The organism is Thermogemmatispora argillosa (assembly GCF_059696725.1).
Map to the genome: position 1 here is coordinate 4,500,413 of NZ_AP019377.1, position 20,314 is coordinate 4,520,726.

15 protein-coding genes are annotated in these 20,314 nt (G+C 60.1%); 7 read left to right on the forward strand and 8 right to left on the reverse strand.

Going from position 1 to position 20,314, the window contains the following annotated elements:
• The first annotated feature begins 155 nt into the window (after window positions 1–155).
• On the forward strand, window positions 156–941 hold the full coding sequence (locus AC6H1L_RS17685) for an IclR family transcriptional regulator (protein WP_497598788.1): 786 nt from the start codon (window positions 156–158) through the stop codon (window positions 939–941).
• 477 nt (window positions 942–1,418) lie between these two features.
• A complete protein-coding gene (locus AC6H1L_RS17690; protein WP_497598789.1) occupies window positions 1,419–2,114 on the forward strand; it encodes an FHA domain-containing protein in 696 nt (231 codons plus the stop codon).
• Here AC6H1L_RS17690 and AC6H1L_RS17695 read toward each other — a convergent pair.
• The 6 genes from AC6H1L_RS17695 to AC6H1L_RS17720 all read right to left on the reverse strand — a co-directional run bounded on the left by AC6H1L_RS17695 (window position 2,062) and on the right by AC6H1L_RS17720 (window position 9,954).
• Window positions 2,062–2,910: a nucleotidyl transferase family protein gene (locus AC6H1L_RS17695; protein ID WP_497598790.1), complete on the reverse strand. Its 849-nt coding sequence runs from the start codon at window positions 2,908–2,910 to the stop codon at window positions 2,062–2,064. The two genes, AC6H1L_RS17690 and AC6H1L_RS17695, sit on opposite strands and share 53 nt — an antisense overlap.
• A gap of 233 nt (window positions 2,911–3,143) precedes the next feature.
• On the reverse strand, window positions 3,144–3,620 hold the full coding sequence (locus AC6H1L_RS17700) for a DinB family protein (RefSeq protein WP_497598791.1): 477 nt from the start codon (window positions 3,618–3,620) through the stop codon (window positions 3,144–3,146).
• Window positions 3,621–4,109: 489 nt separating this feature from the next.
• Entirely contained in the window at window positions 4,110–6,803 is a 2,694-nt protein-coding gene (gene acnA / locus AC6H1L_RS17705; protein ID WP_497598792.1) for an aconitate hydratase AcnA, read from the reverse strand.
• An 861-nt stretch (window positions 6,804–7,664) separates the two neighbouring features.
• Window positions 7,665–8,114, reverse strand: a complete 450-nt coding sequence (locus AC6H1L_RS17710) for a sensor histidine kinase (RefSeq protein WP_497598793.1) — start codon at window positions 8,112–8,114, stop codon at window positions 7,665–7,667.
• On the reverse strand, window positions 8,072–9,232 hold the full coding sequence (locus AC6H1L_RS17715) for a histidine kinase (RefSeq protein WP_497598794.1): 1,161 nt from the start codon (window positions 9,230–9,232) through the stop codon (window positions 8,072–8,074). The genes AC6H1L_RS17710 and AC6H1L_RS17715 overlap by 43 nt, the downstream gene beginning before the upstream one ends.
• 5 nt (window positions 9,233–9,237) lie before the next feature.
• Window positions 9,238–9,954 (reverse strand): response regulator, encoded by a 717-nt coding sequence (locus AC6H1L_RS17720; RefSeq protein ID WP_497598795.1) that lies wholly within the window; start codon window positions 9,952–9,954, stop codon window positions 9,238–9,240.
• A 587-nt stretch (window positions 9,955–10,541) separates the two neighbouring features.
• On the opposite strand from AC6H1L_RS17720, the gene AC6H1L_RS17725 reads away from it, so the two are divergent.
• From AC6H1L_RS17725 to AC6H1L_RS17740, 4 genes are all read left to right on the forward strand, one after another.
• Window positions 10,542–12,137: a tetratricopeptide repeat protein gene (locus AC6H1L_RS17725; protein WP_497598796.1), complete on the forward strand. Its 1,596-nt coding sequence runs from the start codon at window positions 10,542–10,544 to the stop codon at window positions 12,135–12,137.
• Window positions 12,138–12,282: 145 nt separating this feature from the next.
• Complete coding sequence (locus AC6H1L_RS17730; RefSeq protein ID WP_497598797.1) at window positions 12,283–14,076, forward strand: protein kinase domain-containing protein; 1,794 nt, start codon at window positions 12,283–12,285, stop codon at window positions 14,074–14,076.
• Between the two features lie 186 nt (window positions 14,077–14,262).
• Window positions 14,263–14,808 (forward strand): hypothetical protein, encoded by a 546-nt coding sequence (locus AC6H1L_RS17735; protein WP_497598798.1) that lies wholly within the window; start codon window positions 14,263–14,265, stop codon window positions 14,806–14,808.
• Between the two features lie 83 nt (window positions 14,809–14,891).
• On the forward strand, window positions 14,892–15,512 hold the full coding sequence (locus AC6H1L_RS17740) for a hypothetical protein (protein ID WP_497598799.1): 621 nt from the start codon (window positions 14,892–14,894) through the stop codon (window positions 15,510–15,512).
• A 162-nt stretch (window positions 15,513–15,674) separates the two neighbouring features.
• On the opposite strand, the gene AC6H1L_RS17745 is transcribed toward AC6H1L_RS17740, so the two are convergent.
• Entirely contained in the window at window positions 15,675–16,703 is a 1,029-nt protein-coding gene (locus AC6H1L_RS17745) for a fumarylacetoacetate hydrolase family protein (protein ID WP_497598800.1), read from the reverse strand.
• Between the two features lie 160 nt (window positions 16,704–16,863).
• The gene (locus AC6H1L_RS17750) at window positions 16,864–17,808 is read right to left on the reverse strand and encodes an MBL fold metallo-hydrolase (RefSeq protein WP_497598801.1); all 945 of its coding nucleotides are present in this window, start codon (window positions 17,806–17,808) and stop codon (window positions 16,864–16,866) included.
• A gap of 538 nt (window positions 17,809–18,346) precedes the next feature.
• On the opposite strand from AC6H1L_RS17750, the gene AC6H1L_RS17755 reads away from it, so the two are divergent.
• Window positions 18,347–20,071 (forward strand): MFS transporter, encoded by a 1,725-nt coding sequence (locus AC6H1L_RS17755; protein ID WP_497598802.1) that lies wholly within the window; start codon window positions 18,347–18,349, stop codon window positions 20,069–20,071.
• Window positions 20,072–20,314: the final 243 nt, after the last annotated feature.

Below are 20,314 nucleotides of genomic sequence, written 5' to 3' on the forward strand. Positions count from 1 at the left end.
AAGGCCGAAGTGATCATGGTGTATGATACAACGCCTTGCGAGGAGAATGCCAGTCTTGACACTCCCTCACCCCTCTGACTATACTGCCACTCATCAATTCTGGGACACTCTATTCCGGCAGGCGAACCAGGCAGGCCGGTATAAGGGGGAGACGTATGCGGCATGGAGCGCCCCTGGACGGAGAAAAGACTGTCCAGATTGTTCATCGGATCGCCAGTGTGCTGCGCGCCTTTCATAGCCGCCGTCTGCTGGGGATCACGGACCTGGCCCAGGCGACGGGCCTGCCCAAGTCGACGACGCATCGTTTGGTGACGGCCCTGGTGAATGAAGGTTTACTTGTTCAGGACGAGGACACGCATAAATATGGTCTCAGCTTGCATGTGACAGCTCTGGGCGCGAGCGTGCTCAGTTCGCACGCCGTGCGCAAGGTGGCCCGGCCCATCTTAATGGAGCTGCGTGACCAAACACGCGAATCGGTCCATCTCGCTGTGTTGGAAGGGATGGAGGTGGTCATTATCGATACGGAGGACTCCTATTTCTTCGTGCGCGTCGTCAATGTGCCGGGCCAGCATTTGCCGGCACATGCTGTCTCGACGGGTAAGCTGTTGCTGGCCTACCAGTGGGAGCATCGTCTCAGTGAGCTGATTGGCCAGATCAAGCTAGAGCGCTACACGGAGCGTACAATCACTGATCCCCGGCGCTTTATCGAAGAACTGCGTCAGATCCGCATGCAGGGCTATGCGATCTCATGTGGGGAGCTGGAAGAAGGCGTCGACGCGGTCGCTGCGCCCATTTTTGATCATCTAGGAACGGCAGTCGCCGCCGTCTCGATCGGTGGTCCCAGTGAGCGCTTTCATCCCCGCCTCCCTGACTTTATCACAGCGGCGGTGCATGCGGGCCAGCGCATCTCTCAGGCGCTGCGCTACGTAGGCTGGAATTAAGGCGAGGCCTGGCCTGTCGCCGCTGCTGGTTCCCTCCTAGGCGAGAAACGCAGATGGGAGCCGTATTCGACCAGTGGGCCAGGTCCGCCGAGAGGTCTGTGGTATGCTACAATCAATGCGGGAGGGAAGGGGTGAGCGCACTCTGCTCGCTCAGCCTGGCCTGCTTCTCGCTGCTCCTGATCACACACAGGCGAAGCCGTGACAAACGGCTACAGCGAGGGGCCACCGAGGCCACTGGGAACCAGCAGCGCGGCCATCTATCGAGATAGATCATGCTGACCGGCAAGCCGAGCCAGCGGGTTGAGCGCTGGGGAGGTGAGTGAATGAGGTCAAGCGCGCTGCCTTTGCCCGTGGGCCTGTATGCCTAACCCGCAGTAGTGGAAATGAGAATGGAGAACTGGATGCTGGTCCATGCGGAATGTGTTTTGGTTGAAGCGTACTCGGGAACACAGACGCCTCAGCGAGGAGTGCCGCCAGATGTTGCGAGAATCTTCAGAGCAGCCAGGGGTCGCCTATCTGGTGATTCACCGCGAACCTCTGCCCAACAAGCGCGTTGAGCTGTGGAATGAGTGTACCACTATAGGCCGTAGTCGCGACTGCGACATCTTCTTGGAAGATATCAGTGTCCATCGTCGGCAGGCGAGCATTTTGTACACGCCACAGGGCTATCTGCTGCGAGACGATCATGGCAGCGGTGATAGCTTTGTCAACGGGCGACCGGTGAAAGAGGCGCTGCTGCGTGACGGAGATGAGCTGCGCTTCGGCAATACGCGTCTGACCTTTTACGCTCACGAGGGTACGCGTCCATTCCAACTGGCCTCGTCGCGCGGAAAAGAGCTGCATTTGACCAGGCAGGCCGATCCCGCAACGAGTGTCATTGCACGTCTGGAACTGGACAACGTCACCGCCGCGCCACGCACCTTTGAGCTGCTGCCTGAGATGACGATTGGCCGTAGTCGCGATTGCGATCTTTTCCTGGAGGATCTGACCGTCAGTCGTCTGCATGCTACCATTCGCCAACTGCCAGATGGCCGTTACGAGCTAGAAGATCGACGTTCGGCCACGGGCACTTTTGTCAATGGCCGACGTATCGCGCGCTGTATCCTCAACAATGGGGATGTCATCCAGATTGGCAATCATCGCATCGTTTTTCGCCTGGTGCCCCCTTCCTAAGCGCAGCGGCCACAGCTCTGAGGTGCTCCTCATAAGGATCAGGGCCGCCCGAAGTCGCGGGCGCCTCATAGGCATGGGTCTCCTGGATGAAGCGCAGAACCTCCGGTGGCACATCGCTCGCATGGGCTGCCGGGTTCTGACGCACGCGTGTTGAGGAGATATCGCGATAGGCCGGATCGAAAGGCAAGGCCTGCACGGCCTCGGCAAACTGGCGATTCTCGGGCCGTGCCAGTAGCGCTCGTAGCTCCTCCTCACCGGCGGCACCTCGCGGCGCGACAAGGAGCTGCGCCAGGCGAAAAAGCTGATGCAATGCCGCGTCGCGATCGCTATAGTAGCGCGGATCAAAAATCTGCACAACCTTATCAAAGCCAACGAGGAAGGTCAGACGGCTGACCGCTGGGAAACAGCGGTATACTGCTTCCGCCTGCTCAACATAGAGCCCTCGGTTAAATAGCAGCAGGCCCACATGAGGTAGCCAGTGCTGCAGAATCTGCTGCAGTAGGACCAGGCGGTCTAGCAAGGTTGGGCGCTCGACGTGCTCTTTATCGACGATTTGCTTGCTTAGGGCCGCATAGATGGTAACGTCTCTTCCTTCCTGCTCCTGGGCCTTACGCAGTAGAGCAAGATGGGCCGTGGTGGGAGGATTAAAAGAGGCTGGAAAGACGATAATCCGCCCCCGCGGCTCCGGCGAAGGGGGCACAACGATCGCTGTTGGCGGCTCGTGAGGATCGAGCTGCTCTAACAATGGCTGGAGAGTGCGGTATTGCTCTTGTAGCTCAAGTGGTAGCTGCTCCATGCGCTGCTTGCTCCTCGTCAATTAGCTGCTCGGTGCGGTTGATCTAAGCTAAGGAAGGGCAAAGGCGAAGCTGCTTCTGTAAGCATAGCACACGCTGTGAGGACCGGGGAGAGAGGACTAACTAACGCGGTAGTGACCGGGAGAGAGCAAAGCAAGCCTGGCCTCCAACGCCGCCGGCTGAGAGCTGGCGCTGCTCAGTAAGCTGAATAGCAGCAATTCCTCTTGCCTCTTGGCTAGCGGAGGCGGTCGCGGAAAGCCGCGATCTGGGCACTATGCTCACGTTTATGTCCATAGTACATATAGACAAGCAGATCATCAAGCGAGTACGGGTCACCATACCAGGGCAGCGTGCCTGTCTGACGGCAGGTTTCCGCCGGGATGCGAGCGATCAGCTCCATCGTTCGCTCATGGGCAGAGACATACTCCTGAAGCACCTCATCGAAACTACACCCCTTGCGCATCGCCACCTCTGCCTCATTAAACTGGCGCCCCAATTCGGTGAAGCGGCCCAGATAGGGAGTGGGATCGTCTTCGAGAAACGAGATCAAAACATCGACAAGAACCAATTCATACGAGGCCAGATGCGCAATGATATCTTTGACGGACCAGATCCCGCAGGCTCCGCTCTGCTCGCGCGCCGACTCGGGGAAACCTTCCAGCGTTTTCATAACCGTCAAATGTCCGTATTTTAAAACATCGCTGGCATTCATCCTGTTCTTCCTTCCTTTCTTCCCTCTCTCCTCCCTGATCGGACCCCAGACATACCGGCCCGCTCATGCTGCAACCGGGAGCCGCTGCCGCTCCGTCCCAGCCGCCGGCCAGGCTCGCCTGCCCGACTCTGACAGGAGAGTGACCCCAGCTAGAGAGCGAACGACTCACGGAGGCACGAGAGAAGGAGGTGGGGGCGTCGGCTCAAAGCAATGGCTTGCTCTCCCTAGAGAACGGCTAAGCTATTGTAGCGCATACCGCTGCGCACTGTAAACCGCAAAAGTGCCGGCTGCATAAAGAGAGAAGAGCGCAGGCCCGCAGATATACTATGCGTCCCAGCAAACGGAAAAAGAGCAGCCGGGGACATCGCAGGACAAGCCACCTGCCTGCCAGTGATGTCCCCAACTGCTCCTGTGCGAAGCCTTCTCAGCTTCCTATCTCAAGCAAGGTACAAGCCCTTGTCAGCCAGGTCTGCCAGTGAGCGAGCTGGTCTAATCCTGGATCAAGCGACGCAGGACCGTTGGCAAGATGCCGCCGTTCTTATAGTACGTAACATCCACCTTGCTATCCAGCCGCGCAATGGTCTGGAAAGTGAAAGTTGAGCCATCCTCGCGGGTCACGCGCACAGTAACCTCCTGACGCGGCTGGAGGTCCTGCTCAATGCCCAGGATATCATAGCGCTCGCGTCCGCTTAGGCCCAGCGATTCCTTGTTCTCGCCCGGGCGGAACTGCAGCGGCAGAATGCCCATCCCGACCAGATTGCTGCGGTGGATACGCTCGAAGCTCTCGGCGATGACCGCCCGAATCCCTAACAGCAGCGGCCCTTTAGCGGCCCAGTCACGCGACGAGCCAGAGCCATATTCCTTGCCGGCGATCACCAGCAGCGGCACACCTTCCGCCTGGTAGCGCATCGCCGCATCATAGATCGTCATCTCCTCGCCATCGGGGAAGTGAAGCGTATAATATCCCTCCTTACCGCCCACCAGGCGATTGCGCAGGCGGATATTGGCGAAGGTACCACGGACCATCACCTCGTGATTACCGCGGCGTGCCCCATACGTATTGAAATCGCGTCGCTCCACACCGCGCGCTAGCAGATACTTACCGGCGGGGCTATCGGGCGAGAAGCTGCCAGCGGGGGAGATGTGGTCCGTAGTGATCGAATCATCCAACATTACCAGAACACGAGCCCCCTCAATGGCCTTCAGAGGAGGCGGCTCAAGGGCCATATCCTTAAAGAAAGGCGGCTCCTGGATATAGGTTGAATTCGGGTCCCAATTGAAAAGCGGGCCAGTGGCATTGCTCAGTGAGCGCCAGTGCTCGTCACCCTCGAAAACATGGCTATAGTTCTTCTTAAACAGCTCGGGTGAGATCGCGCGGCTCACCACCGCATTGATCTCTTCCTGGCTGGGCCAGATCTCGCGGAGATAGACAGGCTCGCCGTTAGCATCGTAGCCGATAGGGTCCTTCGTGAGATCGATATCGACAGTGCCAGCCAGCGCATAAGCCACCACCAGAGGCGGCGAAGCCAGGAAGCTAGCGCGAACCTGGGGGTGAATGCGACCCTCAAAATTGCGGTTACCCGAAAGGACTGCCGCCACGACCAAATCATTGGCCTGCACGGCCTCAGCCACCGGCTCTGGCAGGGGACCACTATTTCCGATACAGGTGGTACAGCCAAAGCCCACGAGATGGAAGCGCAACGCCTCCAAATAAGGAAGGAGATCAGCGCTCTCCAGGTAATCAATGACAGCCCGTGAGCCAGGAGCCAAACTCGTTTTCACAGTAGGCTTCACACTTAGGCCCCGCTCCACAGCATGCTTTGCCAGCAGGCCGGCGGCGACCATCACCGAGGGATTGGAGGTATTGGTACAGCTTGTAATGGCGGCAATAGCCACCGCGCCATCGCTGAGAGTAGCCTGCGTATCGCCGATGCGCACAGTAGCGCTGCGGCGGTGACCATTACTACCGATACGCTCCGCATAGGTCTCGCGGAAGACCTGCCCCACGCGCGCCAGCGGCACGCGGTCCTGGGGACGGCGCGGACCAGCCAGGCTCGGCTCAATCGTCGCCAGATCCAGCTCCAAGAGATCATCGAAAAGCGGCTCGGGGTCATCATCGCTGCGGAAGAGGCCTTGAGCGCGGGTGTAGTCCTCCACAAGCTGAACAAGCTCAGGATCGCGTCCCGTACTGCGCAGATAGCGCAGCGTCTCCTCATCGACCGGGAAGAGCGTGGCCGTGGCGCCAAACTCCGGCGACATATTGGCGATCGTCGCGCGATCAGCCAGCGAGAGATAGCGCAGGCCAGGCCCAGTGAACTCCACAAACTTACCTACCACGCCGCGTTTGCGCAGCAACTGAGTGACCGTCAGCACCAGATCAGTAGCCGTAGAGCCTTCCGGCAGCGCGCCGAAGATGCGCACACCGATCACTTCAGGCGTCAACAGATACAACGGCTGACCTAACAGAACAGCCTCGGCCTCGATCCCACCAACACCCCAGCCAAGCACCCCCAGACCATTGACCATCGTCGTATGCGAATCCGTGCCCACCAGCGTATCGGGGAAGGCGAGGCGTTCACCGTGCTCCTCCTTGGTCATCACGACCGAGGCCAGGTACTCCAGATTGACCTGATGCACGATGCCCGTGCCTGGAGGCACGACACGGAAATTGCGGAAAGCCTGCTGGGCCCAGCGCAGCAGCGCGTAGCGCTCACTATTGCGCTCGTACTCGCGCTCCACGTTGCGCTGAAAAGCCAGGGTAGAGCCGAAGACATCGACCTGCACCGAGTGGTCGATGACAAGGTCTGCCGGAACCAGCGGGTTAATCTTCTGAGGATCGCCGCCCATGCGAGCAACGGCTGAGCGCATCGCAGCCAGATCGGCGACCGCAGGCACGCCCGTGAAATCCTGCAGGAGCACACGGGCTGGCATAAAAGGAAACTCCTCATCGCTGGTGGCGGCCTGACCAGGCTGCCAGCGCGCCAGCGCCAGCACATTTTCTGCGGTGATTAGCTCGCCGTCACAGTGGCGCAGCAGATTCTCCAGCAGGATTTTCACCGTAAAGGGGAGGCGCTCCAGTTGCACGCCCTGACTGGCAAGCGCCCCGAGGCGATAATATGTAACAGTGCCATAGCTACCGCTCAACTTTGAGCGGGCCTGGAAGGCGTCATTGTAATTAGCCATGCTCTTCTGACCTCTATCCTCTCATAGGTTCGCGATCTTGGGGAAAGCGCAGGGCTGGTAGCTAGGGGAGTAGAGTTGAGAGAGAAGCGCAATCGGTAACGAGCGCGCAATGTCCACACACTAGGACAGGGGCCACCTGGTCTAAAAGGAACTCCCCTACGCCACTCGGGTTTCCTGACCGCCAGCGTAGCGATGGTTGACGGCTACAACAGTATTCAGCTTCATTAATTATAATGGATGAGCAAGAGCCACGGCAAGCGTGCGGGAACCTCTAACCTGTATCGTACCATCTCACAAGAACGGCTCACCGCAAGAGAGCCATCGATTTCCGCAGCGAATAGGAAGGGAGAGCTAAAGAGGGAGAGAAGAGAAGAGAAGAGAGGAGAGGAGAGGAGAGGGAGCAAAAAGGTAGGGGTCCGGGAGAGCCAATGTGTCCGATAGAAGCTTACACAACGAAGAGTGAACACCGCACGGAGAGACAAAGATGCTACTCGTTTCAAAACCCGCAACGGGCACAAAGACCGTTCCGAGCACCGGTGATGAGTCGTCGATAATCTTGGCCCCCGTAGCCAGGTCCCGGTCCCTGGCTAGAGCTTACCGTCGACCCACCGAACCGAGGTAAGCTTCCATGAACACTGGCCGCTTCCCGGACCCCACCCAGTTATTACTATGCGTCATTGGCTGGCAAAACGCATCAGCAGATGTACCTAGTCTTCTTCGCAGAAAAAAGCGGGAGCCGCGGTCCGCTGGGGGCGAGAAGAAAGCGGACCGGGTCCGGGTTGCCATCGGCAGGAAAAAAAAAGCAGCCAGGGCTGAAGGGCCAAAAGAGGGAAGGGAAGTGCGGGCCGGGCCTCCTCTGTATTACCGCTCCTGTTGACCGGCCTCCTCATGCTCGGGCTGCAAAGGCAGCGACAGGCGGACGACGCACCCTTGACCCGGAGCTGACTCAATCGACAAAGTTGCGCCGATCAACGCTGCGCGCTCGCGCATCCCGAGCAAGCCCAGGCCCCCCTGAGAGCCGTGCTCGCGTCCCGTCCCCACCTGTTCGGGAGCGAAGCCGCGGCCATTATCACTGACCGTGACCGTCAGGCAGTCAGGCAAATAGGCCACGTGCAGCCAGGCCTGAGTTGCCTGCGAGTGGCGCCACACATTAGACAGCGCTTCCTGCACAATGCGAAAGACAGCGATCTCCGCCTCCGAAGAGGTTGGGCGAGGCTCGCCCGAGCAACTGAACGTACACGGTACGCCACGCTCGGCTGAGCTATCGCTCAGCCATTCAAGAGCCGCATGCAGACCCAAATCATCCAGCACCGATGGACGCAGATCGCGGCATGCGCGGCGCACGCCCTCCAACGTGCGATCGGCCAGATTCTGCAGGCTGGCATGCCACTCCAAATCTTTCTCAGGCAACTGAAGCTGACGCATCGCCCGGCCCAACCATCCAATCCCAGGGAGAGCGCGATCAACGCCTGGGCTGTATCATCGTGCAGCTCACGAGCCAGGCGCCGCCGCTCCTCCTCCTGCACGCGCGTAATCAAGGAAGCATAGTCACGTAACTCATCCTGGCGCCGCCGCGCGCTACGTAAATCTTCGAGAGCACGCTGCAGCTCGTTGGTCTGGATACTCAGGCGTGTACTGACCAGAGCCAGATAATAGATGGCAAAGAGTGGCACGAGGAAGAAGAGCCAGGCTAACTCGGCCGCCGCATCGTCGAAAATATCGACAACGGGTAGAAGTGGGCCGACGCTCAGCACGAGCGCTTGAAAGCGCAGGAAAGGAGACGTCAGATAAGCGCGCCAGGAAGTTCTGGCGGAGCGATCAGACCAACGAATCAGCACCGGGAGCGCAGTCAGGGCGATAAGCGCCATCATGACGACAGCAGCCAGCACGCTGCCGAGCAGCTCATTGGTTTCCGCCAGACGTCCGTTTTGCTGGATGGGCAGATGGGTGCTGCCTGCCACCCAGACATAGACCGTGCCGGCCACAAAGACGATCAGTGCGGTGCTGGCCAGGCGATAGCAAGCCTCGCTCCAGGAAATGAAACCGCGTGCCAGCGTATAGCTCTGGAGAACTATCTGAGTGATCAGCGCCGTCAGCACCGCGGCGGGCACGCTGATCAGGACGCTGGCGGCTAAATAGAAAGGGGCGGTAATATCGAAGAGGAAAAGCGGACGCCAGGTGTCAAGAACCTGTTGGCGGGTATTTTTGGGATTAGCAAGCTCGGAGCGCAGGAGGCGCAAGAGAGAAAAGCGCCCCAGGAGAGCCAACAGCGAAGTCAGAGCGACCAAACTATAGATCGCGCGCGGACCGTAAAAATTAGGGGCTGGTCGATAATTGTGGACGGACCAGAGCAACAGGGGGAAAGCGATGGCCAGGGAGAGCACACTGACCAGCAGTCGTAGCCACGAGAACTGTGCCTGCTTGAGCATGGTTCTCATTGAGTATCATAGGTATCCTGGAGTGAGATCATCCCCTGGCGCAGGGCCTGGAGCACGGCCTCAGTGCGCGAGCCGACCTGCATCTTCTGGAAAATGTTAGCCAGATGGCTATGCACGGTGCGAATACTCAAGCCCAGGCGGCGAGCGATCTCCTTATTCGGCAAGCCGCGGGCTGCCAGACGCAGGACATCAAACTCGCGCTCACTGAGCAGGTCCGAGGAACGCTGAGCCGGGTGGCTGCGGTTGGTCAGACGGCGCATCATCTTCTCTGTCAGTGACGGTTGCAGCACCGACTCACCGCGCGCCACGGCGCGGATCGCATTCACCAGCTCCTGACCGTGCACATTCTTCAAAAGGAAGCCGGCGGCCCCTGCTTCAAGCAGCGCGATCAAGTACTGCTCATCGTCATAAGCCGAGAGGACGAGCACAGCCGTTTTGGGACAATGGGCCTTGATCTGGCGAGTAGCCTCGATCCCCCCCATGCCAGGCATAGCGATATCCATAATCGCAATATCGGGATTCAAGCGGCGGGCGGCCTCCACCGCCTCCTCGCCGCTTGCCGCTTCAGCCACCACCTCGACATCGCTCTCCGCCTCGAGCAAGCGCCGTGTTCCCTCACGTACCAAAGCATGATCATCAGCGAGCAGTACGCGAATCACCCGCTGTTCCTCATGGTCGCCATTGACAGCGCCGGGGGCGGCCTGTATTGTCATCCTGCTATCGTCCTGCTCTCGTAGCTCACTGAACACGGTAAAGAACCCTCCTGCGGAGCAACTTCCTCACAGCCAGGCCGAATCAAACCAAAGCGAGCCGAGCCGGGCTCAGCCAAGCACCGACCATCACAGCATTTTGCTCTTACTATAGAGGATCTCCGCAGGCGACGACTACAGCAAATCTGCTGAGATCCTTTTCATTATGACACGGCCTGAGACAGAAGGCAAGCCCCCAGGGAGGGGGAGGGACAGGCGAAAATGGCCGCTGGGCAGCGTTTAGACCGCACTTTGTGGTATCATGAGAAAAGCATGCTGGAACGTTCTCTTGACAGAGCAGGACCCGTTCGTTAGAGTAGGTCGCGGGTCCCCATATGCTTGCATGCTACTTTTTCACCGTTTCTGCGATGTCTACGTGTCTGTATGTATGAGGGAACATTGTTAAAACGATGTGCTGAGCAGGGAGGAGGCCCATGGGGGGCTGTTTGGACGCCGAAGGCTGTGGTTATCAGAATCCCGATAAAGTGCGTTTTTGCGCCCGATGTGGAATTCCGACCAGAGGCTCATTCCTGCTGGGGCGCTATGAAATTATGGATCTCCTTTCACGCGACCGCCAGACGGTAACGTTGCAGGCCCTGGATCATCATCGCGGGCTACCGGTGATGGTGCGTGTGCTGCGCCCACGTGAGACGACGGAGCAGGAGCGGGAAGAGTTCCTGCAGGATGCGGAGCTGGCCATGTCGCTCTCTAGTCGTGTACATGAGCCAGGAAGCATTCGCGTGACCGATTATGGCCAGGATGGGCCGGTGGCCTTTCTGGTGAAGACGGAGTTTGACCCGGCGCGCCAACCCGCGCGCCAGTTCCGTCCCCATATGACGGTCCGCGTGGGAAGTGATCTCTTCTGGCCGGAGGCGGAAACGACAGTCCAGGCCGCGGCTGAGGTAAAAGAGGAGATGGTGGATGCGGCAGAGGACGAAGTCAGCACCGAACGTCATCCGGCGCTGGCGCGCGGCGCCGTCACTCAGCGTCGAACGACCCCGGCGGGCGTCCGCGATTGGCTGGCTGAGGCCAACAGCCTCTATGAACAGCAGCGCTATGAGGAGGCCTTAGCGGCTTACGAAGTAGCTATTCGCTCACAGGGCAGCCCAGTAGAGGCCTGGATCGGCAAGGGAGCAACCTTGATGTTGCTCGGGCGTCCAGAGGAGGCCCTGGCAGCCTATGATTATGCTCTACGCCTGCGCCCTGATGATCCCGAGCTGTGGAACTCGCGCGCGAGTGTGCTGCATGAGCTGGGGCGCTACGATGAGGAGATGTATTGTTATGACCAGGCGTTGGCCCTCGATCCGAATTCGGCTTTCGCCTGGAGTGGTCGCGGGATGGCGCTGGCCGAGCAGAATCGCCCGGAGGAGGCCCTGCTTGCTTTCGATCGCGCCCTGGTGCTTGATCCTAATCAAAGCGTGATCTGGCAGGCGATGAGCGATACACTCTATAGTCTGCAGCGCTATGAGGAGGCCCTCATCGCGGTCGATCGGGCCTTGGAGCTGGATAGTCAGCGGGCGTCATTGTGGGATATCAAGGGCAATATTTTGCGGCGCCTGAAGCAGCCCGATCAGGCGCTTCCGCTGCATGAGCGCGCCCTGCAACTGGAGCCGCATAATGCCCTCTATCATTTTGATAAGGCCAACGATCTGCGCGACCTGCGCCGCTATGCGGAGGCGCTTGCCGCCTATGATGAGGCCTTAGAGCTTGATCCCACTCTGGCCGGCGCATGGTATAATCGAGGAAACGTCTTGGCTGCACTGCATATGTATGAGGATGCCCTCGAATCCTATGACCAGGCCCTGCGTTACGATGATGGCCTCATCTCCGCCTGGTACAACAAGGGGAGCCTTCTTCATGAGCTGGGGCGCTATCAGGAGGCTCTAGAGGCTTTTGATCGCGCGTTGGCCCTCGATGCCCACTATATTGCTGCCTGGAACAATAAGGGGTTGTCGCTCTTCGCGCTGGGCCGCCTTGAGGAAGCTCTGGCCGCGCTGGATCAGGCGACAGCCTTCGCGCCTGAGGAGCCTGATGCCTGGCATAATAAGGCGGTCGTGCTGGAACGCCTCGGACGCAGCGAGGAGGCCCGCTCCTGCCAGGAGTGGGTACGCTCGTTGGAGCAACAGGCGGCGTTGCGCAAGACGTGATCTGGATTGGGTGAAAGAGGACGAGCACGTGAGAGGTATGGAGGACACGAGGTGGCTTGCTGCCTCGGTTGACATCAGGTGCGCCTGGTGTTGAGTGCGTGCCGTGCACGGAGAGACTGTGAGAGACTGCAAAGAGGAGGAGGGCATGCGACGCTGCGCCGACCTGGATGACTGCGGGTACGAGAATCGCGAGTCTGATTTGTTCTGCCGGGCCTGCGCTCTCCCTCTGTTGGGAACCGCGCTCGCCGGTCGCTATGTGGTTGAGGCCCTGATCAGTAAGGGAGGCTATGCGGCGGTCTTCCGGGGGGTCGATCGCCATTTGTCGCGCTATGTGGCGATCAAGTTGCTGCTGCCCAGTCGCACCACAACAAACGAGCGGGAGCATTTTTTGCGCGAGGCGCGTATCGCGGCTGCCCTGGATCACCCCAATATCGCCCCGGTTCTGGACTATGGCCGCGATGGCCCCAGCGTCTTTTTGATTATGCCGCTCTATACCGCTGGCTCGCTGCGCACACGTCTGGCCAGCGCTGGCGGGCCCTTGCCCTTCTGGGAAAGCGTCCAGTATTTCCATCAGTTGGTGTCGGCGCTGCATTATGCTCATACGCGTCCTCGCCCCGTGATTCATCGCGATATCAAGCCTGAAAATCTCCTGATTCACCAGGAAGATCACCGCCTGGTAATCACTGACTTTGGCATTGCTCGCGCGCTGGCGCCGGGGGCGCGGGTTGGAATGACTGTGACTGTGCGTGGCACAGTTGGCTATATGGCTCCCGAGCAGGCGCATGGTATTGTTGATCCTCGCAGTGATCAATACGGTTGTGCGGTCGTCCTCTACGAAATGCTCACCGGTTATCATCCCCATGATCCCTTGAGTGGCACGATTGTCCCCCCTTCTTCGCTCAATCGTGAGCTGATGCCGGAGTTGGATGAGGTGCTGCTCCGGGCGCTGGCGCCGCGCCCGGAAGAGCGCTATAGCGACATGTTAGAGTTTCAATATGATTTTGACCGAGCCTTGCAGCCAGGGACGGGGGCGCGGGCCTTGGTCTTGCGCTCTCGCGAGGCGGTGCGTCTACCGCCGATGGCGGGCGGTCGGCGCGCGCTGCCTGCTCAGGCGGCGCCTGCTCTGCCGAGCGAGGTTGAGGGCGACACCCTGGAGACGCGCGCCAGTGCGCCTTTGCCGGTCCAGTCGCAGGCGCGTGTTTCCTCGCGCATTAGCAGTAGTGTGCGTGAGAAGTGCCAGGAGGGCGATCAGCTCTTGCGGCAGCAGCACTATGCACAGGCGCTGCGGGCGTATGAGGAGGCGCTGCAGCTCTCTCCCCGGAACTTCCATGCCTGGAATGGTAAGGGAACGGCGCTGTATAATCAGGGCAACTATCGTAAGGCGTATGAGGCGTTTCAGCGGGCCACGGAGATCGATCCCGAGAGCGCGGTGGTCTGGGTAAGCGCCGGGCTGGCGCTACACCGCCTGCAGCGCTATCAGCAGGCTCTGGTCCATTTTGAACGGGCCCTGGCTCTCGATCCGCATTATGTGGCGGCCTGGAATGGGAAGGCGGATGCGCAGCTAGATATGGGGCTGACCACAGAGGCGCTGGCCTCCTATGAGCAGGCGCTGGCCTGTGATCCTCACAGTTTCCATGCTTGGAATGGGCTGGGCAATGCTCGCTCGGCGCTGCATGATTTTGCGGGGGCAGTCGAGGCCTATACGCGGGCGCTCTTGATTAATCCTCACAGCGCTGTGGCCTGGTGCAATAAGGCAGAGGCCCTGCTGCGGCTCGGCCACCATCGGGCCGCGCTGGATGCCCTCAATGAGGCCACGGAGCTTGATCGCAGTTATGCCCGCGCCTGGATGCTGAAGGCTGAGATCTATGAGCTGCTCGGCCAGTATCAGGAGGCCCAGAAGGCCCGCCGCCGGATGAAGCCCTGGGGACCGCTGAGCTGATTTCTTTCTGCACTCTGTCAAGTGTTTCACTCCCCATTTTCCTCTCATTTTTCTGTTATATCTCGTTTGTTTTATCTCCTTTTAAGTTATATAGAGATCTTCAATTTCTTTATTAAATTATAATAAGAACTAAGGTGATCTGCTATTGCTTACACTTCCTTCCTGGTCGGCGAGAAGGAGGCCCTGATGGGAACACGGTTCCGTACTCCCAGGGTGCTACGCGGGAACGAGAGGGGGCTAGCCGCCCCTACGCTGGTGGTCAGTGATGAGGCCCTGCCCAATGAGACGGAGGAGCTGCCTGGGGCAGTCTGCTATGATCTGGCTGAGGAGCATCTTGCCAGGCTGGATGCCTGCTATCAGCGCCTGAGTGAGGAACATGGGCGCCTTCGTTTGCGCCTGGCTCTTATCTATCGATTGGTGATCGGCATCTTACCGGTCAGCATAGTCTTCCTGGGGGCGGCCCTGGCTGGTCTCTTGCTTGCCGCGCCGCTGGAGTGGAGCATTGGAGCTGCCGCACTGGCGATCGTGCTCTCGCTGGCGCTGCTGCGCCTGCACCAGCGCTATCAGCGCGAGCTGGAGGAGCACTTGCAACATTTGCAAGAGCTGTATGTTGCCTATCTGGAATGTTTTCGGGCCTATGAGGTGGCTGATGCTCAGAAACGTGGAGAGGCCATTGCTTCCTTGCTCGCGCACTGGCAGGGCCCCCATCAGCCTCCTCTCTCTTGCGAGTAAGAACTGTCTAAGATGCTATTGATGAATAGAATATCAATATAATATGCGTTGCAGGCGATCCTGTGCCGGGTTGGGGGGCTAGTATGCGTGATCGCTCGGCTGAGCAGGGAGCAGGGGCCTCTGAGGGAGCTGAAGGACCGGAGGGTACATCCCGCCGCGCCAGGCGGCGCCAGGCTCATTCGAAGATGGTAGATCCCCCCTCTGAGCCGCTGGCATACTTTCCCGACCATCTGGCTGATTTCTATCAATTGCTGAAGTCGGACTATGAAGAGCTTCGCCGCGCCAATCGCATCATCTTCTATGAGACGCGAGTCATTGTCTGGCTCTGCGTGATGGTGGCGCTAGTCATCATGTTCCGCGCCTCCGTTGTGGGTGGCTCCATTCTCTCTGTTGCCACGTTGCTGGTGAGTCTGATAGGACAGCTCATCAAAGTCAAGAGCAGCGAGCGGGAAGACCTGGGAAAGCGGCTAGAGGCCCTGCGTCTGACGACATTAGAGATTGAGCGCATCTGTCTCAGCTTACGTCTGGCCAGGGCCATTAGCGATCAGCGACGGCGTGATCGAGTATTGGAAGAGCTAGCGGAGGAGCGGGTCCTCTCTGTAGAGGAGGGGAGGCCTCCCTCCGCGTCCGGTTCGAGTGCGACCGAGGCTCAGCAAGAGTATAGAGCGCGCCAGCTTCCGCCGCAGGAGGGACGACCTGGCTAGCCGAGGGCAGGGAAGGAGGAGAGTGAACAGCCGCCGCATTTCCACGGGTCTCCTTTAAGGACAAGCAAGGGGAGCGAAGGCTGAAGTTCAGGCCACGCCTTCGCTCCTCGCTCTCTCTTGTCTGCTTGCTGCTAGCTGCCCCGCTGGGCCAGGCCGGCCAGCTCAGGCGTGAGAGGCGCCGATGGTGTTGCGCAGCAGGCCCAGTCCCCGGACTTCTAGCTCAACAACATCACCTACGTTGAGCCAGCGGTGACGTTCCTGGCCCAATTCGAGCAGGCAGCCACCTCCGCAGGTGCCGGAGCCGAGGATGTCGCCGGGGCGCAGGCGCACATGCTGTGAGGCGCGCTCGATCATCTGGGGGAAAGTGTAGTAGATTTCCTGAAAGTTGGCCTCGGTCAGCAGGAGACCGTTGACGCGGGCGCGCATGGGCAGGTCGAAGCGCTCGTCGGCGCCGCTGCCGCGCCGGTAAGGCTGCAGTTCGTCGGGCGTGACCAGCCAGGGGCCGAAGGAGGTGGCGAAGTCCTTGCCTTTGGCGGGGCCGAGCTGGACGGCCATTTCTTGCAGTTGAAGATCGCGCGCGCTCCAGTCGTTCATGATCATATAGCCCGCGATGTAGTCCGAGGCTTGCTCGGCGGGGATGTCCTGGCCTGCGCGCCCGATGACGGCGGCGATCTCTAGCTCGTAGTCCAGTGCCTGGCTCAGGCGCGGGTAGGGAATGGCTTCGTCATGTCCGTAGAGAGCTGAGGTGTTGGAGAAGTAGAAGACGGGTATCTGATACCATTGGGCGGGAACCTCCAGACCGCTGCGGGCGCGTGCGTTGCGTACATGGGCCTCGAAGGCGAAGAAATCGCGAATGGTGGGCGGGTTGGGAATGGGCGGGCGCAGGCGAACCTGCTCCAGCGAAAAGGCCAGGCCGGCCTGCTCTTGCAGCCGCCTCGGTTCCTCCTGAGCCGCCAGAGCCAGCGCGACCCGCAGCCGTTCCCAGGCCGCAGCTCCTTGCTGGAGCAGGGCCAGGAGCGTTGCAGGTAGCGGCGTCTCGCGGTCCGGGCTGAGGCGCGCAAAGGCGGTCTCGCGCTGGGCGGCCCAGCGACCAAGGGCTGCCAGGTCGAGCACGAGATCATTGAGCAGCACGCCGGCCCGCCCCTCTTCGCGCGGCGTGCTGGGGTCGAGTACGTAGGTGACCAATTTCATGGTGCTTGCCCTCAGTAATCCCGGCTTATGTTGTAGCCGGAGAACGAAAGGCCACGACTCCCCGGTCTCGTCTTGTTGTTGCTATCTATCCCCTCTCCTGGCCTCAAGCCTCTTCTGGCCAGAGGGCAGAGCAGGAGAGAAGCGGGGCCTGAACCCGGCCTTAAGAGGCCAGCGCGGCCATGCTGGCGAAGAGCAGGGGCTTTTCCGGCTGGCTCTGATCGCCGCTGAATTCGCGGTACATAGCGGCGACATTGGCTACAATGCGCTCGCCGTCGGTCCAGGTAGCGTAGCGGTCCAGAGGGATATCGCGCGCCGCTTCCAGGGCCGACATGCCGGCTTCGTAGCGCTTGCGGGCCTCGTTATAGACGTATTGCAAGTAGCCCTTGACTTCGCTGACGCCGCGCTTGTCGGTGATGGGGCCGTGACCAGGAACGATGATTTCAGGGTCGAGCTGCAGAATCAGGTCGCAGGCCCGCAGCCAGTTAGCGGTAGGGCCGGCCCACATGATCGGGTGGCCACCGATAAAGAGTATGTCACCGCTGAAGAGGACGCGGTCGCTGGGAACGTAAACGATGATGTCGCCACGTGTATGGGCCGGCCCGACTTCGATCAGGCGCACCTCTTTGCTGCCAACGTGGAGGGTTAGCTCACCGCTAAAGGTGCGTGTTGGCGGGGTCAGGGTGATGTTACTGAAGTCAAAGGCCCCAAAGGCCCGCTGGAGGAAGCGCTGCAGTTGGGGCAGGTTCGCCGTTTGGGAGAGCAACATATGCAGGCGCTCGGGCGGGTCTTCTCGCATCTCAATGGCGGCTTGCTCGGAGGCAATGATTTCGGCGTTGGCAAGCAACTGGTTGCCATAGCAGTGGTCTCCGTTAGCGTGGGTGTTGACAACGGTGCCGATCTGCGACGCCGCTGGAACAGCCCGCTTCATGGTCTCGAGCATTTCTCGGGTCAGTTTGAGGTCGAACAGGGTGTCGACTAGCAGTGTGGCTTGACCATCGGCGATGAGGCCGGCGTTGCTCAGACCCCAGGTGCCAGGCGGTTGCAGATAGGCGTACAGGTCGTTGCCAAGGTCGTGTAGTCCGCGGGTGTAGGCAAAGCTCGCCATGCTTTCTCTTTTCCTCCCTTGTGAGTGGGCGAGGAGCTGTCAGCGCGCTACAGTGTTCGCCCAAGATTTGGGTCCGGCAAGGACGTTGTTGAGTTGTGCCTCTCGGTGTTCTGATGCACGGCTACAGTATCGCACGTCTCTTTCGCTTTGACGAGGGGAAACTTCCAGTTCTCGCCGCTTGCTGATCGGCCCTCCTGCCTTTGCCACCATCTACGCGCAATCTCCCGCCCTCTCAGCCTGGCCCCTTTCACGTCAAGGAACGGTCATTGTGACCTCTATAAACCTCCAAAAATATCAATATGAATAGGTGGATTAGTCTATCCAGCTATTGACTTTCATCAAAAATGAGAGTATAGTAGGTCACTGTGAGATATCACCCCCTCACCGCAGAATCTGCTAGCGGTGCTCGCCTGCTCAGGAGCTGATCGGCCCTGCGATCAGGCCTGTTCACGGCAGGGAAAGAACTGCGGTGGAGGGAAGGCTCTCTTTCGGAGATCTGGCTCTTTCTGGCGCAAAGGCAGAGAGGGAGGTAAAGGGCATGGTGCAATCATCAAGGCCGGCGACCAGCCGGGTGCCAGGGGCCAATCCCTGGCTGGCCTTGCTGGCGATGATGTTCGGCCTCTTTATGGCCTTGTTGGATCTGTCGATTGTGACGATCGCCTTGCCGGCTATTGTGCAGCAACTGCATACCGATCTGACAACGGCGGGCTGGGTGCTGGATGCCTATAATCTGGTGTTCGCGGTGCTGTTGGTGACGGCTGGCCGGCTGGCCGATCTGTTTGGGCGGAAGTGGATCTTTATGGCGGGGATGGCGATTTTTATGCTGGGGTCGCTGCTCTGTGGGCTGGCTCCTGCGATCGGCTGGCTGATCGGCTTCCGCGCCTTTCAGGCGGTGGGGGCGGCTGTGCTCAATCCGATCAGCCTGGCCATTCTGATGGCGATCTTTCCCCGCGAACAACGGGGGGCAGCGGTGGGCCTGTGGGGGGCGGCGGCTGGTCTGGCTTCGGCCCTTGGGCCAGTGCTGGGAGGACTGATCGTTCAGTTTTTGAGCTGGCGCTGGATTTTTTATGTCAATCTGCCGTTCTGTCTGGTGGGGCTGGTCCTGGTCTGGCTGTGGGTGCCGGAGACGCGGGTTGTGCGCCAGGGGGAGCGGGCCGAGCGCCTCGATTGGCCCGGCCTGCTTCTGTTGAGCGCGGCCCTGTTCTTGCTGGTGCTGGCCATTCTGCAGGGCAATAGCTGGGGCTGGCTCTCGGCTCCAACGCTGGCGCTCTTGGGGCTGGCGCTGGTGAGCTTGCTGGGCTTTGTCGCGGTGGAGGTCCGCGTACGGGAGCCAATGGTCGATCTGCGGCTCTTCAGGGTGCGGAGTTTTCTGCTCTCCGATGTAGCGATGTTGCTCTTTGGGGTGGCGATGCAGGGGGCCTTTGTGATTGCGGTCTTCTACTTTATCGAGCTGCGCGGCTATGGTCAGTTGGATGCGGCTTATGCTCTCCTGCCGCTGCCGCTGGCTTCGCTGGTGGTCTCGCTGCTGATGGGGGCCTGGGGGCGCCGCCTGCCGCCGCCGCTGGTGGGCCTGACCGGCCTGCTGCTGGTGGCGCTGGGGTTCGCGCTGCTGGCTCTCATCGATGCCTCGGCGGATGCGCTGACGACAAGTTGGCATCTGGCCTTGATTGGGGTGGGTATGGGCCTGTGTTTTCAGAGTTTTCCGACGTTTGCTCTCAGTGAGGTGCCGCCGGCTCAGTTGGGGGTTGGTAGCGGTATCTTGAATACCTGCCGCCAGTTAGGTTTTGCTCTGGGAGTGGCTGTGCTGATTGCGCTCTTTACTTCCCAGGTGCAGCAGCATGTCCAGCAGGCCCAGAGCCGCAGTGTGCAGCTCGTGGTAGCTGATCAGCAGCTACCGCCAGCTTTGCGCAGTCGCCTGGTGGCCGGCCTGCAGCATGTCGCTGGTGGGCAGGCAAAGGGGGAGGCTCAGACGGGAGCGACGACAACGGTCGATTTGACTCCGCTGGCGCAGATGGCCTCTCCTGGCCCGCAGCGGGAGATGGTGCGCGGGCATCTGCGCCAGCTCAGCGTCCGGCTCACGGACATTTTTCAGCAAGAGGTCATGGCGGCTTTTGCGGCTACGTGGTGGGCTTCCGCGGCTTTTGCGGCTCTGGGCTGCTTGTTGACGCTGCTGGCGCTGCTCGCGGGCCGTGGACACGCTCGCTATGGGGGACGGGACAGCGGCGCTGAGGTGCCCGTGGCCGAGACGCTGGCTGCTCTCTAGGGAGCAGCGCCAGCAGTCAGCTCCGGTTAGCCGGGGAGGTTGAGCAGAGAAGGGAGTGGCTCGCCGGGCCGACCGATGCTGTTGGTGGAAAGGCCAAACGGTCGCGCTTGCGGGCGAAACAGGTGTGTCAGGCAGGAAAGGTAGATAGGGTATGTTGGTTAGAGCGGGCCTGTAGAGCGGCTGGCAGCCTGGCCAGGGCAGTTGCCAGGTCAGTCTACGGGGTGGTGTGGAGGCAGGTGGGTC

Coding starts and splice junctions, on each gene's coding strand:
- AC6H1L_RS17685 (WP_497598788.1), top strand. CDS start 156: ATGCGGCATGGAGCGCCCCTGGACGGAGAAAAGACTGTCCAGATTGTT.
- AC6H1L_RS17690 (WP_497598789.1), top strand. CDS start 1,419: ATGTTGCGAGAATCTTCAGAGCAGCCAGGGGTCGCCTATCTGGTGATT.
- AC6H1L_RS17695 (WP_497598790.1), bottom strand. CDS start 2,910: ATGGAGCAGCTACCACTTGAGCTACAAGAGCAATACCGCACTCTCCAG.
- AC6H1L_RS17700 (WP_497598791.1), bottom strand. CDS start 3,620: ATGAATGCCAGCGATGTTTTAAAATACGGACATTTGACGGTTATGAAA.
- acnA (WP_497598792.1), bottom strand. CDS start 6,803: ATGGCTAATTACAATGACGCCTTCCAGGCCCGCTCAAAGTTGAGCGGT.
- AC6H1L_RS17715 (WP_497598794.1), bottom strand. CDS start 9,232: ATGCTCAAGCAGGCACAGTTCTCGTGGCTACGACTGCTGGTCAGTGTG.
- AC6H1L_RS17720 (WP_497598795.1), bottom strand. CDS start 9,954: ATGACAATACAGGCCGCCCCCGGCGCTGTCAATGGCGACCATGAGGAA.
- AC6H1L_RS17725 (WP_497598796.1), top strand. CDS start 10,542: ATGGATCTCCTTTCACGCGACCGCCAGACGGTAACGTTGCAGGCCCTG.
- AC6H1L_RS17730 (WP_497598797.1), top strand. CDS start 12,283: ATGCGACGCTGCGCCGACCTGGATGACTGCGGGTACGAGAATCGCGAG.
- AC6H1L_RS17735 (WP_497598798.1), top strand. CDS start 14,263: ATGGGAACACGGTTCCGTACTCCCAGGGTGCTACGCGGGAACGAGAGG.
- AC6H1L_RS17740 (WP_497598799.1), top strand. CDS start 14,892: ATGCGTGATCGCTCGGCTGAGCAGGGAGCAGGGGCCTCTGAGGGAGCT.
- AC6H1L_RS17745 (WP_497598800.1), bottom strand. CDS start 16,703: ATGAAATTGGTCACCTACGTACTCGACCCCAGCACGCCGCGCGAAGAG.
- AC6H1L_RS17750 (WP_497598801.1), bottom strand. CDS start 17,808: ATGGCGAGCTTTGCCTACACCCGCGGACTACACGACCTTGGCAACGAC.
- AC6H1L_RS17755 (WP_497598802.1), top strand. CDS start 18,347: ATGGTGCAATCATCAAGGCCGGCGACCAGCCGGGTGCCAGGGGCCAAT.